Annotated in this window: 12 protein-coding genes; 7 read left to right on the forward strand and 5 right to left on the reverse strand. The window is 71.6% G+C overall.

Going from position 1 to position 12,407, the window contains the following annotated elements; all coding sequences use genetic code 11:
- Positions 1-8 precede the first annotated feature (8 nt).
- A complete protein-coding gene (locus ACIQI8_RS01575; RefSeq protein WP_402343342.1) occupies positions 9-1,115 on the forward strand; it encodes an LLM class flavin-dependent oxidoreductase in 1,107 nt (368 codons plus the stop codon).
- Positions 1,112-2,512: an NtaA/DmoA family FMN-dependent monooxygenase gene (locus tag ACIQI8_RS01580; protein WP_402343345.1), complete on the forward strand. Its 1,401-nt coding sequence runs from the start codon at positions 1,112-1,114 to the stop codon at positions 2,510-2,512. Before ACIQI8_RS01575 ends, ACIQI8_RS01580 begins: the two co-directional genes overlap by 4 nt.
- 10 nt (positions 2,513-2,522) lie before the next feature.
- On the opposite strand, the gene ACIQI8_RS01585 is transcribed toward ACIQI8_RS01580, so the two are convergent.
- The 4 genes from ACIQI8_RS01585 to ACIQI8_RS01600 form a co-directional block, all read right to left on the reverse strand.
- Positions 2,523-3,584: an NAD(+)/NADH kinase gene (locus ACIQI8_RS01585; RefSeq protein ID WP_402343348.1), complete on the reverse strand. Its 1,062-nt coding sequence runs from the start codon at positions 3,582-3,584 to the stop codon at positions 2,523-2,525.
- A 146-nt stretch (positions 3,585-3,730) separates the two neighbouring features.
- On the reverse strand, positions 3,731-4,024 hold the full coding sequence (locus ACIQI8_RS01590) for a DUF3040 domain-containing protein (protein ID WP_402343351.1): 294 nt from the start codon (positions 4,022-4,024) through the stop codon (positions 3,731-3,733).
- A gap of 79 nt (positions 4,025-4,103) precedes the next feature.
- Positions 4,104-5,378, reverse strand: a complete 1,275-nt coding sequence (locus ACIQI8_RS01595) for a cation:proton antiporter (protein ID WP_402343354.1) — start codon at positions 5,376-5,378, stop codon at positions 4,104-4,106.
- A gap of 192 nt (positions 5,379-5,570) precedes the next feature.
- Positions 5,571-6,377, reverse strand: coding sequence for an SAM-dependent methyltransferase (locus ACIQI8_RS01600; protein WP_402343357.1), 807 nt, complete (start codon positions 6,375-6,377; stop codon positions 5,571-5,573).
- Between the two features lie 162 nt (positions 6,378-6,539).
- Here ACIQI8_RS01600 and ACIQI8_RS01605 point away from each other — a divergent pair, with 162 nt between their 5' ends.
- Entirely contained in the window at positions 6,540-7,850 is a 1,311-nt protein-coding gene (locus tag ACIQI8_RS01605; RefSeq protein WP_402343360.1) for a PP2C family protein-serine/threonine phosphatase, read from the forward strand.
- 24 nt (positions 7,851-7,874) lie between these two features.
- Here ACIQI8_RS01605 and ACIQI8_RS01610 read toward each other — a convergent pair whose 3' ends face one another.
- On the reverse strand, positions 7,875-8,294 hold the full coding sequence (locus ACIQI8_RS01610) for an ATP-binding protein (RefSeq protein ID WP_402343363.1): 420 nt from the start codon (positions 8,292-8,294) through the stop codon (positions 7,875-7,877).
- 350 nt (positions 8,295-8,644) lie between these two features.
- Here ACIQI8_RS01610 and ACIQI8_RS01615 point away from each other — a divergent pair, with 350 nt between their 5' ends.
- The 4 genes from ACIQI8_RS01615 to ACIQI8_RS01630 all read left to right on the forward strand — a co-directional run bounded on the left by ACIQI8_RS01615 (position 8,645) and on the right by ACIQI8_RS01630 (position 12,403).
- Positions 8,645-9,517: a helix-turn-helix domain-containing protein gene (locus ACIQI8_RS01615; RefSeq protein ID WP_402343366.1), complete on the forward strand. Its 873-nt coding sequence runs from the start codon at positions 8,645-8,647 to the stop codon at positions 9,515-9,517.
- Positions 9,514-9,807, forward strand: a complete 294-nt coding sequence (locus ACIQI8_RS01620) for a DUF397 domain-containing protein (protein WP_401715257.1) — start codon at positions 9,514-9,516, stop codon at positions 9,805-9,807. Before ACIQI8_RS01615 ends, ACIQI8_RS01620 begins: the two co-directional genes overlap by 4 nt.
- Positions 9,804-10,631: an SAM-dependent methyltransferase gene (locus tag ACIQI8_RS01625; protein ID WP_402343369.1), complete on the forward strand. Its 828-nt coding sequence runs from the start codon at positions 9,804-9,806 to the stop codon at positions 10,629-10,631. The genes ACIQI8_RS01620 and ACIQI8_RS01625 overlap by 4 nt, the downstream gene beginning before the upstream one ends.
- A 344-nt stretch (positions 10,632-10,975) precedes the next feature.
- Positions 10,976-12,403, forward strand: a complete 1,428-nt coding sequence (locus ACIQI8_RS01630; protein WP_402343372.1) for a lamin tail domain-containing protein — start codon at positions 10,976-10,978, stop codon at positions 12,401-12,403.
- The last annotated feature ends 4 nt before the right edge of the window (positions 12,404-12,407 follow it).

Raw genomic sequence — 12,407 nt, forward strand, 5'->3', positions numbered from 1 at the left:
GATCACCCATGTACGGCCCCGCCCTGCATCTCGCCGTCGAGCTCGACGGCGACGGCGCCCATCCCGCGGCCTGGCGCCGCGCCGCCCACGCCCCCGACCGGTTGCTCACCCCGCGGCGCACGGCCGAGGTGGCCGCCGTCGCCGAGAACGCGGGGTTCACGCTGATCACCCTGGACGACGGTGTGCTGCCGCCCGGGACGGCGGCCGATCCGGTGGGCCGGATCGGCGCGGTGGAGCGGGCGGCCTTCGTCGCCGCGTCCACGAGCACGATCGGCATCGCGCCCGTCGTCCCTCTCACGTACGCCGAACCCTTCCATGTCTCCAGCCAGTTGGCGTCGCTCGACCACATCTCGGCCGGCCGGGCCGGCTGGGTGGTGACCGAGGAGGAGCGTGCCGAGGCGGCCCGTGCCTGGGGGCGGCCGGTGGTCGCGGACGCCGACGGGCGGGCCCGGGAGTCGCGCGACGGGGTGGACGTGGTCCGTGACCTGTGGGACTCGTGGGAGGACGACGCGGTCATCAGGTCCGTGGCCACCAGCCGCTACCTCGACCGCGACCGGCTCCACTACATCGACTTCACCGGCGACACGTACGCGGTCAAGGGCCCGGCGATCGTGCCGCGCCCGCCCCAGGGGCAGCTCGTCGTCCTGGGCAGCCCGGACCGGGTGCCCGCCGACCGGCTCGACGTCGCTCTCGTCGGCGGCCGTGATCTCGCGGCGGTCAGGACGGCCGCCGCCGGCGCCGGCACCCCGCGGGTCCTCGCCGAAGTGGAGGTCGCGCTGGACACTCCGGAGGCGACGGGTGCCGAGCGGGTCGCCGACCTGGAGCGGTACGCGCGCTGGACCGACCGCGGACGGCTGCGGCACATCGGCTCGGCCGAGCAACTGGTGGCGCTGCTGGACGAGTTGAGCAGCCACGTGGACGGCGTCCGGCTGCACCCGCTGGTGCTGGACGAGGATCTGGGCGTCCTCTCCCGTCTCGTCCTGCCCGCCCTCTCCGCACGGCGGCTCGTCGCCCGCCCGCTGCCCGGTACCTCTCTGCGCTCGACCCTGGGTCTGGAGCGCCCCGCCAACCGCTTCGCCGCCGCAGCCGCGGTCGCTCAGGAGGACGCCCGATGACCCGCACCGATCCCCTCGACGTCCCCCGGCCCGACGCCCAGCTCCACTTCGGGGTCTTCTTCCAGGGCGTCAACCACTGGACCGTGTGGTCCGCGCCCGAGAGCGGCTCCCAGATCGACCCCGCCTCCTTCCGCAAGGTGGCCCAGACCGCCGAACGAGGCCTGTTCGACGCGTTCTTCCTCGGCGAGGGACTGCGGCTGCGCGAGGTCGACGGCCGCATCCACGACCTCGACGTGGCCGGCCGGCCGGACGCGATCACCCAACTCGCCGCGCTGGCCGCCGTCACCCGCCGGATCGGCCTGGTCTCCACCTCCAACTCCACGTTCAACGAACCCGCCGACCTCGCCCGCCGACTGTCCGGGCTCGACCTGCTCTCCGAGGGCCGGGCCGGCTGGAACGTGGTGACCACCGACAACGCCTGGACCGGCGCCAACTTCCGCCGCGGCGGCTACCTCGACCACGCCGACCGCTACCGGCGCGCCGAGGAGTTCCTCACCGTGGCCCGCGCCCTGTGGGACGGATGGGAGGACGGCGCCGTCGCCGGCTCCACGGACGCCCCGGCCTGGTCGGCGCCCGGAGCGATACACCAAGTGCGCCACCAGGGACCGCAGTTCGACGTCGATCTCGCGCCGACCCTGCCGCGCAGCGCCCAGGGTCACCCCGTCATCTTCCAGGCAGGTGACTCCGGCGAGGGCCGCGACTTCGCCGCCCGCAACGCCGACGTCATCTTCTCCGCGCACGGCAACGACTTCGACGACGCGCTCGCCTTCGCCAAGGATCTGCGGCGCCGGCTGCGGGCGGTCGGACGGCCCGACGACGACCTGCGGATCCTGCCCGGCACCGAGATCATCATCGGCGCCACCGAGGAGGAGGCGCTGGAGAAGAAGCGCTGGCTGCGCCTCCAACAGGTCACTCCCGCAACGGCGTTGGGGGTCGCCGGGCTGCTGTGGGGCATCGACCTGGCCGGCCGCGACGCCGACGGGCCGCTGCCGAAGGAGGACCCGGTCGTCGCCGAGAACGACGGCTCCTTCGGCGCCCGCCGCGTCGCGGACCCCCGTGCCGTGGTCGCCGAGTGGCATGCGAAGGCCGAGGCCAACGGCTGGTCGCTGCGGGAGACAGTCATCGCGCTGGGCCCGCAGCGCGGCCACGTCGGCACCCCGTCCGGCCTCGCCGACAAGTTCGCCCACTTCGTGCGGCACGGCGCGGTCGACGGCTTCAACGTCACGCCGTACCTGATCCCGGACGGCCTCGACGACATCGTCGACCTGCTCGTCCCCGAACTCCAGGAACGCGGGGTCTACCGCACGGAGTACACGGGGACGACGCTCCGCTCGCACCTGGGCCTGCGCGAGCCGCTCACGCACCGGTCCGCGGTGGAACGGCGGGAGGCGGGCTGAGCGCGCTGGATCAGGTGGTCTGGGGCGGCGGCAGGTAGAGGTGGCTGAGGTCGTCCGGCACGGGGTTGGCGGGTCGGAACAGCGGGTCCGACTCGCCGTCGGCGGCGGTCGCGGGGGCGTCGGTGAGGCGCATCCGCTCCCGCAGCCGCCCGTAGAAGTCGGCGGGGGCCAGCCGGACAAGCCGCAGGGGCCGGGGCGCCGCGATCACGCCGATCCAGTCGCCCGGTTCGAGGACCCCGCGCGGCTGTCCGTCGACGCTGACGGCGGCCCGGCCCGAGTGCGGCAGGACGCGCAGCGCGATCGGCTCGTCCGCGTTCGCGATCACCGTGCGGTCGAAGGTCATGTGCGGGGCGACGGGGGTGAACACCACCGCCCGCATCCGGGGTGAGAGCACCGGACCGCCGGCGGCGAAGCTGTAGGCGGTGGAGCCGGTCGGGGTCGCGACGATCGCGCCGTCCGCCGAGTACGAGGCCAGCAGCCGCCCGGAGATGTACACCCCGAGGCTCACCTGGCGGTCCCGGGCCAGCTTCTCCACCACGATGTCGTTCAGCGCGGTGACGTCCAGGGCGACACCCCAGCCGTCCTCCGCCGCCGGGCCCACCGCGGGCGGGGGCGGCGGAAGGGCGGGGCCGCGCCCGTAGCAGAGGATCTCCTCCATGTCGGCGGGCATCTCCAGCGGCTTGGACGCCCGCATGGTGAGCGTCATGCGTTCCTCGCAGGTCGATCTGCCCGCGTGCACGGCCTCCAGCGCCTCTTCTACGTCGCCGACCGCGGTCTCGGTGAGGAAGCCGACCTTGCCGAGGTCGACGCCCAGCACCTGGATGTCCTTCTTGGCCGCGATCCGCGCCCCGCGCAGGAACGTCCCGTCCCCGCCGAGGGTCACGATGAGGTCGGGCATCCCCGCGGCCCGCACCTCCTCACGGCCGCTGCGCCGGCTCCCCTGCCCCTGCCACACATCGATGTCGGCGCAGCCGATGCCGTATCCGGCGCACCACTCCCGCACGGTCTGCGCCCCGGTCACCGCCTCGGGCCGACCTCCGTGCACGACGAGTCCCACGCGGCCGATCGGCATGTCGTCTCCCGAACTGTCGACTGATCAACGGGCCGTACGCCAGCCATGGTCACAGTTCGGGGCGGCGACCGCCACGGGATCGCTCCGCTCGGGTCGGCCGGGTGACCGGGACTCCCGCCGAGGACGGGCGCCGGCCCCCTGACGGACTACCGTCCCGCCGACCGGCTCCCGCGGCGCCTCAGGGGCGCCTCCTTCGGGTCCAGCAGTTGGGCGGCGATGCCCAGGAGGACCAGACCCGTGGCGATGAGGAGTCCGTCGGAGATCACGATCCCGACGATCAGCACGACCGCGCCGAGGGCCAGGCCGTACCAGAGGCCGGTGCGCCGGTACTCCCGTGGCCGTGCCGGGCGCCCGGCACGCAGGGCGTGAGTGAATCGGGGATCGTCCTGTTCGAGTCGCGCTTCAAGATCGGCCAGTCGTTCGGCGTCGTTCCGATGCACGGCTGCTCCTTCCCAGAACCGGCGCGGCCCTGGAGGAGGGCCTTCCCTCAGCATTTCCTCCTGCCGACCTCACTCACCATCAGGCTCGACTCCCGACTCCCCGGATGGCCGGGACCTGGTCCTCGGTCTCCTCCGGTTCCGCAGACGCCCCTCCCGTCCCGGGGCTGTCATCCCCACGCGGCAAGGCGTCACGCGCCGCCCGCAGCGCACGTGCGAACAGCTCCGCCCGGCCCGCCAGCACAGGGCCGAGCACCGCCAGGACGAGGACGTATCCGGCGATGAACGGGGCGAGCCGCCCGTCAAGACCCGCGCTCGCCGCCATCGCCGCCAGGATCAGCGCGAACTCCCCTCGCGCCACCAGGGTGGTGGCGATGTCCGCGGCGGTGTCGAGCCCGTAGCCGTACAGGCGGGCGACCAGCAGGCCGGCGGCGATGTTCACGGCGACGGTCAGGGCGGCCGCGGCGGCGACAGGACCGGCGACGGACACCAGGTCGCCCGGGTCGATGGCCAGACCGAAGGCGAAGAAGAAGATCGCCGCGAAGGCGTCCCGGAGAGGGTGCACCAGTTCGCGGATCCGGGGTGCGGAGGGCGTGCCGGCCAGGATCAGGCCGACCATGAACGCGCCGATCGCGTCGGCGACGCCGAGGACCTCGGAGACCCCGGCGACCAGGACCGCGGCGCCTAGGAAGCTGATGACGAGCAGTTCGTTGTCACGGGTGGCGATGAGGCGGCCGACGAGGCGGGTGCCGTAGCGCGCGGCGGCGGCCAGCACCAGCAGGAACCCGAAGGCCTTCCCGCTCTGCAGCACCATCTCGCCGACGCCCTCCGCACCGCCGATCACCGGCTGGAGCGCGGCCAGATACAGCGCGAGGAAGATGTCCTCGACCACGATCACACCGAGGATCAGCCGGGTCTCGGGGCGGCCGATGCGCCCGAGGTCGATGAGAATCTTGGTGACGATCGCGGAGGAGGAGATCCCCAGGACACCGGCGAGTACGAGCGCCTCGCGCACGCCCCAGCCGAGCGCGAAGCCGAAGCCGAGGCCCGCGCCCACGTTCAGCAGCAGATAGATGCCACCGGCGGACAGCAGTCGGCGACCCCCGCTGCGCAGGTCGTCGAGGTGGAATTCCAGGCCCAGGTAGAACAGCAGCAGCACCAGACCGAGCGCGGAGAGCATCTCGAAGTCGTGCGCGTCCTGCACCAGGACCAGGCCCGGGGTGTGCGGGCCGAGCAGGATCCCGGCGAGCATGAACAGCGGGATCGTCGGCAGCCCGATCCGGCCGCCGAGCCGCGCGAGCAACGCGGCCGCCAGGAAGGCGCCGCCCATGGCGAGCAGAGTGTCAGCGTGTCCCACGGGTCACCTCCGGCCGCAGGGCGCGGGTGGGGTTTGGCCGGATGTCTCGGGCACTGGGTGTCTTCGACTCACGGTGATGGATGAGCAGTTCCCCTTCGTCGGAGGTGCAAGGTCTCTCCGACGATCACACGCGCAGGGGGCCGGTCACCATCCGTGACGGCCCCCACATTCACACCGCGAACTGCCCGCGCGCTAGCTCCGCTTACGGCCGACGCCCGCGTACACCCAGTACTCCGAAGGGTTCTCCGGGATCTCGTCCTGGGGATCCGGTCGCCACAGCGGTACGTGGACCAGGCCCGGCTCGACGAGGTCGAAGCCGTCGAAGAGGTGCTGGATCTCGTCGCGGGAGCGGGCGGTCACCGGGGAGGTGGCCTTCGCCTTGTACAGCTGTCCGACGGCGGCGGCCGTGTCGGGGCGGTCCTCGTTGGTGGCGTGGGTGAGCGCCAGCCAGCCCTGCTCGGGCAGCGCGTCCCGGAAGGCGGCGACGATGCCGGCCGGGTTCTCCTCCGGCGAGATGAAGTGCATGATCGTGATCATCAGTACGGCGACGGGCTGGTCGAGGTCGATCAGCTTCCGTACCTGCGGGGCGGCGAGGATGTCGGCGGGCCGGCGGATGTCGGCGTCGAGGATGTCCGCGCCCGGGTTGTCGGCCAGCAGGGCGGCGCTGTGCGCGACGGCCACGGGGTCGTTGTCGACGTAGACCACCCGGCTGTCCGGGTCGGCGGCCTGCGCCACCTCGTGCACGTTGCCCTGGGTGGGGATGCCGGAGCCGAGGTCGATGAACTGCCGTACCCCGGAGGCGATGAGGAAGCGGACGGCGCGGCCGAGGAAGGCGCGGTTGGCCCGTGCCAGGGTGCGGACCTGGGGGTCGATGGCGGTGAACGCCGCGAGCGCCTCCCGGTCTATGGCGAAGTTGTGCTCGCCGCCCAGCATGGCGTCGTACATACGGGCAACACTCGCCTTGTTCGGCGTCGTGTTCTCCGGGAGACCCTGCTGCACCACAACTCCCATGCGTCTCGGGTTGCTTGACGTCCCATCATATAGTTCTCCCCGTTGCGGCCCGGCGCCTGCGCCTGGCACGCGGCCGCCCCCGGCCCCACCCGGAAAGGCAAGACCCTGCGCAACGAAGCCCCCCACCTACCGGACGGTGCGCTCTCCCCCATGTCACAGCGCCGTCGTCTGTTCTTCTCCCCCGCGGCCGACGTCATCGGCTCCGAACTGGATCTGCACCTGACGGGAAGTCACGTCGTGCACGCGCTGACGCCGGCGTTCTGCGACGCGGCGTCGGTGTATCTGCTGGAGCGGTGGCTGCTGGAGGAGAACGCCTACGCGGGCTCGGATCCGCCGCAGGTCGAGGCGCGCCGGCTCGCGCTGCGGGTGGGGGCGGAGGCGGCCGAGGACTGGGAGCCGCTGCTGCCCGTCGACCAGGTGATCGTCTTTCCGCGGGAGACGCCGTACGCCCGTGCGCTGGCCGACAAGCGGTCGCAGTTGCTGGACGCCGTGGACCCGCACACCAGCGAGCGGCTGAGCGCGACCGGACCCGACGACGAGGGCATCCGCAGTCTTCTGGAGAGCGCCTCGTTCCTCGTCGTGCCGTTGCATCTGCGGGATGTCGCGGTCGGTTTCATCGCCTGCACCCGTGGTCCGGACAAGCCGCCGTTCGAGCGCGGGGACGCCGTCAGTGTGGAGCGGTTGGCCGCGCGGGCCTGCGTCGCGCTGGACAACGCCCGGCGCTACGAGCGGGAGCGGCGCACCGCGCTGGCCATCCGCAACAGTCTGCTGCCCACGACGGACCACGACTTCCCGGGCTGCCGGATCGCCCACGGCTATCTCCCGGCGGGCGACGGCAACATCATCGGCGGCGACTGGTTCGACGCGCTGCCCCGGCCCGGGGGCCGCGTGGGTCTGATCGTCGGGGACGCGATGGGGCACGGTCCCGAATCGGCCGTCGCCATGATCCAGTTGAGCACGGCCGTCCGCACCCTCGCGGGGCTCGACCTCTCCCCCGCCGACCTGATGAACCGTCTCGACGCGCTCGCCGCCGCCGTCCCCGGCGCCTCCTTCGCCACCTGCATGTACGCCGAGTGGGATCCCCGGCAGCGCACCTGCACGCTGGTGGGCGCCGGCCACCCTCCCCCACTGCTCCGTCCCGCGGAGGGACCTGCCACCCCGGTCGTGCTGGCCAACGCGGGCCTGCCGCTGGGCCTCGGCGCGGGCCGCTACGAGACCACCGTCCTGAAAGTGACGGAGCCGACCCTGCTCGTCCTCTACAGCGACGGGCTCGTCGAGTCCCGCCAGTGCGACATCGAGGAGGGCATCGACCGCCTCGCCCACGCCCTCGACTCCGCGGTCACCAGGTCGCCCGGTGACGACGATCTGCGGTCGCTGTGCGGGGAGTTGCTGGACGATGTCGCCGCCGCGCCGGGCGCGGACGACCGGACGGTGCTGCTCGCCGAGCTGACGCCCTCGTAGCAGCGCGCCCCGCCGACCGCCTCCTCAGACGCAGGCGCCGCGCAATGTCGCCCAGACAACGTTGCCCTTCGTGCGGGTCGAGCGCTCGGCCCCCCAGGCGTCGGCGACCTCCTGCACGATCAGCAGTCCGCGGCCGGTCTCGCAGTCGAGGGTCGGCCGGCCCCGGGTCGGACTGAGCGCGGCGTTGTCGTAGTCGTGGACCTCGACCCGCACGCGCTGCTCGCCGATGAGCGCGACACCGCACAGGACCCGCGAACTGAGCGTGTGGACGACGGCGTTGGTCACCAGTTCGGACACCAACAGGACGGCGTCGGCGCACAGTTCGGCCGGCGCCCGCCAGGAGCGCAGACAGGCGCTCACGCCGTGGCGGGCGGCTCTGACGCTCTCCCGTCTGGCGGGCAGCTCGAGCCAGTGGGACCGGTCGGGGCCGGGGGTGTCTAACAAGGAGGAGAGGGAAGTCGTGTGGGGGGACACGGTGTTCGCCTTCCGTGGGAGGACGGGCGCAGCGGGGCGAGCGAGGCGACGTACGACAGGGAACGGCCGCCCCAGGACGGGGTGTTCGAGGCACGGCCGGACGGTCCGAACGCCTTGCCACGCCAACTCCACGGAGTAGGCGGCATGTTGACTGACGCGTGGGCGCGCTCGGGTTGATCGCTCACTCAACCAATCATGCTCGTAGTTCGCTTCATGCTGCAACCGACTCCCTGATAATTTCACCGGGAGGTTATCCGTATGGTGGCATCATCAAGTCGCGGTCGGACTGCTACTGGTGACTGTCCTTCAGGAGGTAGGGCGTGAACGAGGCTCGCTCGGGCAGTGGCGCCAGTGCGCCCACCGTCCTCCGCATGATCCTCGGCAGACGGCTGCAGGAGCGGCGGCAGAACGCGGGCGCCTCGCTGGAGGACGCGGCGACGGCACTGCGGGTGAAGACGCTGACGATCCGCCGGCTGGAGAAGGCGGAGGTCGCCCTCAAGCCGCTGTACGTGGAGAAACTGCTCGAGACCTACGGCGCGGACCGGCAGGAGATCGACGAGTTCGTCGCCCTCGCCGAGCAGGCCAACGAGCCGGGCTGGTGGCACGCCTACCGTGACGTCCTGCCCACCTGGTTCTCCGCCTACGTGAGTCTGGAGAGCGGCGCCAAGACGCTGCGCACCTACGAGCCGCACTACGTCACGGGCCTGCTGCAGACGTGGGGGTACGCCCGTGGCGTACTGCGCGGCGGCTTCCCCAACGAGAGCGAAGAGGACCTGCGCAGACGGGTCGACCTGCGGTTACGGCGCCAGAGTCTGCTGACCCGAGCGGACGCGCCCACGCTCTGGGTCGTGATGGAAGAGGCCGTGCTGCACCGCGTGGTGAGCGGCCCCGAGGTGATGCGGGAGCAGATCGACAAGCTCCTGGAGGTCTCGGAGCTGGAGCACGTGAGCCTCGACATCGTCCCGTTCACCGCGGGCGCCCATGTCGGCGCGTGCGCCCCCTTCACCTACTTCCGGTTCGAGGAGCCCGAGCTGCCGGACGTCGTCTACAGCGAGATCCTGTCCGCCTCCATGTACCTGGACCAGCGTTCCGACGTCTCCGCCCATCTGGAGGCGCACAACCGGATGTCGCTGCTCACCTCGTCGGCGGACAGCAGGGCGCTCCTGACCCGTATGCGCAAGGAGTACTCATGACCACCACCAGCAGCGTCTACAACGGGATGCCCGCCTCCGACCTCGGCGAGCAGGGCTGGGAATGCCCCTGGAGCGGCCCCAACGGGGGCCAGTGCGTGGAGACAAAGCGCCTGGCCGACGGCCGGGTCGCGATGCGGCAGTCGACGGATCCGGCAGGACCCGCCCTGATCTACACGCCGCAGGAGATCAGCGCGTTCGTCGAAGGGGTCAAAAAGGGCCTCGCCGATCACCTGACGGTCGGTCGCGCCGGCCGGCACGTCAGCGCACACCAGTTGAAAGGGACAGCATGACCACCCCCCACGCAGCCCGGGACATCGACACCAGCAGGCCGCACTCCGCCCGCATGTACGACTACTACCTGGGCGGCAAGGACCACTTCGAGATCGACAAGCAGGCGGCCGAGTCGGTCGCCGGGGTCTACCCCGGCATCTTCGTCTGCGCCCGTGAGAACCGTGCCTTCATGCACCGGGCCACCCGGGTCCTCGCCCGGGAGCACGGCATCCGCCAGTGGCTGGACATCGGCACCGGCATCCCCACCGAGCCGAACCTGCACCAGGTCGCGCAGTCCGTCGTGCCCGACGCCCGGGTGGTCTACGCCGACAACGACCCGTTGGTGCTCAAGTACGCCGAGCGGCTGATGCGCAGCACGCCCCAGGGCCGCACCACGTACATCGAGGCGGACGTCAACGACCCGGGCGCACTGCTCGACTCGTCGGCGCTGTCCGAGGTCCTGGACCTCGACCAGCCGATCGCGCTCTCCCTCAACGCGCTCATGCACTTCGTCACCGACGCCCAGGACCCGTACGGGATCGTGAGCCGGCTGCTGGACTTCCTGCCCTCCGGCAGTGCCCTCGCGCTCAGCCACTGCACGCCCGACTTCGACCCGGACACGTGGCAGAAGGTGACGGACATCTACACCAATGCCGGTACGCCCGTGCAGTTCCGTTCGCGGAGCGCCGTGGCCCGTTTCTTCGAGGGCCTCGACCTCCTGGAGCCCGGCATCTCGGTCGGTCACCGCTGGCGCCCGGACGCGGCGTCGGCCACGGAGGACGACGCGGAGCCGCTGACCGACGCGGTGGTCAGCCTGTGGACCGGCGTGGGCATCAAGCCCTGACCCGCCGTGGCCAGGAAAGGCGGGGGCGGGCCGCGGTCACAGACGCCGTGGCCCGCGCGGGCCTTCCGGAGGCTCCGCGTATCTCCCGGACTGGCTGAATTCGCGGAGCACGGAGTGGGCGCGGAGACCTGTCCGATCGGTCCCGACGGAAGTGACGGCATTGAAGCGGTCGTCGCCGATGCGCTGCGAGCCCGTCCGTGGGATCGAGTGACGACCCGCCGGCCTGAGGACTCCGCGCACTGGCCGTCCATCGTTCATACGGCACTCACTCGCACGAAGGCATCCGTTCGAACCAGGCAGGAAGGGTCCTGGCGGCCTGTCAAACGATCTCAGGACGGATCTTCGTGACCGAATCGCGTGTTCGCCGCCGGCACCGCACCTTCCGCTTCTTCCTCGTCGGGATCGCCGGGATCGTCGCCCCGACGCTGGCCGTCGGCGCCCTCACGGCACCCCCGGCCCACGCGGCGGCGGCCGACGACATCCGCATCAACGAGGTGGTGACCACCGGGGACGTCAACGACTCGATCGAGCTGTACAACAAGGGAATCGCCACGCTCGACCTCTCGGGCTGGATCCTCAAGGACGACAACAACGGCTCGAAGTACGCGATAGCGTCCGGGACTTCACTCGCGCCCGGCGCCTTCCGCGCCTTCGACGTCCATAACGCGTTCGGCCTCGGCTCCGACGATCAGGCCCGCCTCTACCTCCCGGACGGCAGCACACTGGTCGACAGCTTCAGCTGGTCCGAGCACTCCGGCCCGTCGTGGTCGCGCTGCCCCGACGGCACCGGTGCCTTCGGCTCCGCCGACCTGACCCTCGGTGGCCCCAACGACTGCGGCAGCGGCGGCATTTCACCCACGACCTGGCCCGGCGGCAGCTCGATCGCGACCGCCGACGCCGCCAACGCGTTCGGCTCGGATCTGAGCGGCCTCCACCAGGAGGGGAACGTGATGTGGGCGGCGCAGAACAGCGGCAAGCTCTGGCGCCTGGTACCGAACGGCTCGACCGCCTGGAAGGCGGACACCACCGGCGGCTGGACCTCCGGCAAGTCCCTGCGGTTCCCCGGTGGTTCGGGTACGCCGGACAGCGAGGGCGTCACGCTGACCGGCGCCGGCGCCGCGGGCGGCGCGTACGTGGCGAGCGAGCGCAGCGGGGACTCGTCCGGCACGAGCCGGCTGTCCGTCCTGCGCTACGACGTCGGCTCCACGAGCACCACGCTCACGGCGACGAAGGAGTGGAACCTGACCTCCGACCTGCCGTCGGTCGGCTCCAACCTCGGCCTTGAGGGCATCACCTGGATCCCCGACACCACCCTGACCGCCGCCGGCTTCAAGGACTCCTCGACCGGCTCGGCCTACGACCCCGCTCGCTACGGGGCCCACACCTCGGGGGTGTTCTTCGTCGGCGTCGAGGGCACCGGCACGATCTACGGCTACGTCCTCCAGGACTCGGGCTCCTTCACCCGCGTCGCGAGCATCAGCAGCGGCATGGCGGGCGTCATGGAGCTGCAGTGGGAGCCGCAGGCTTCCCGGTTGTGGGCCGTGTGCGACGACACCTGCGACGGTCAGCACCGGACGCTGAGGATCAACTCCTCCGGTGCCTTCGCCACCACGGCGATCTACAACCGACCCGCGGGCATGGCCGACCTGAACAACGAGGGCTTCGCCGTGTCCGGCGCCGACGCCTGCTCTGGCGGCACCAAGCCGGTGTACTGGTCCGACGACAGCAACACCGGCGGCCACGCATTGCGCCGAGGCACGATCACCTGCTGAGGCA

The organism is Streptomyces sp. NPDC092369, assembly GCF_044755245.1.
In the GTDB taxonomy this organism is placed as follows: Bacteria; Actinomycetota; Actinomycetes; order Streptomycetales; family Streptomycetaceae; genus Streptomyces.

Coding starts and splice junctions, on each gene's coding strand:
- ACIQI8_RS01605 (WP_402343360.1), top strand. CDS start 6,540: ATGTCACAGCGCCGTCGTCTGTTCTTCTCCCCCGCGGCCGACGTCATC.
- ACIQI8_RS01580 (WP_402343345.1), top strand. CDS start 1,112: ATGACCCGCACCGATCCCCTCGACGTCCCCCGGCCCGACGCCCAGCTC.
- ACIQI8_RS01620 (WP_401715257.1), top strand. CDS start 9,514: ATGACCACCACCAGCAGCGTCTACAACGGGATGCCCGCCTCCGACCTC.
- ACIQI8_RS01585 (WP_402343348.1), bottom strand. CDS start 3,584: ATGCCGATCGGCCGCGTGGGACTCGTCGTGCACGGAGGTCGGCCCGAG.
- ACIQI8_RS01575 (WP_402343342.1), top strand. CDS start 9: ATGTACGGCCCCGCCCTGCATCTCGCCGTCGAGCTCGACGGCGACGGC.
- ACIQI8_RS01625 (WP_402343369.1), top strand. CDS start 9,804: ATGACCACCCCCCACGCAGCCCGGGACATCGACACCAGCAGGCCGCAC.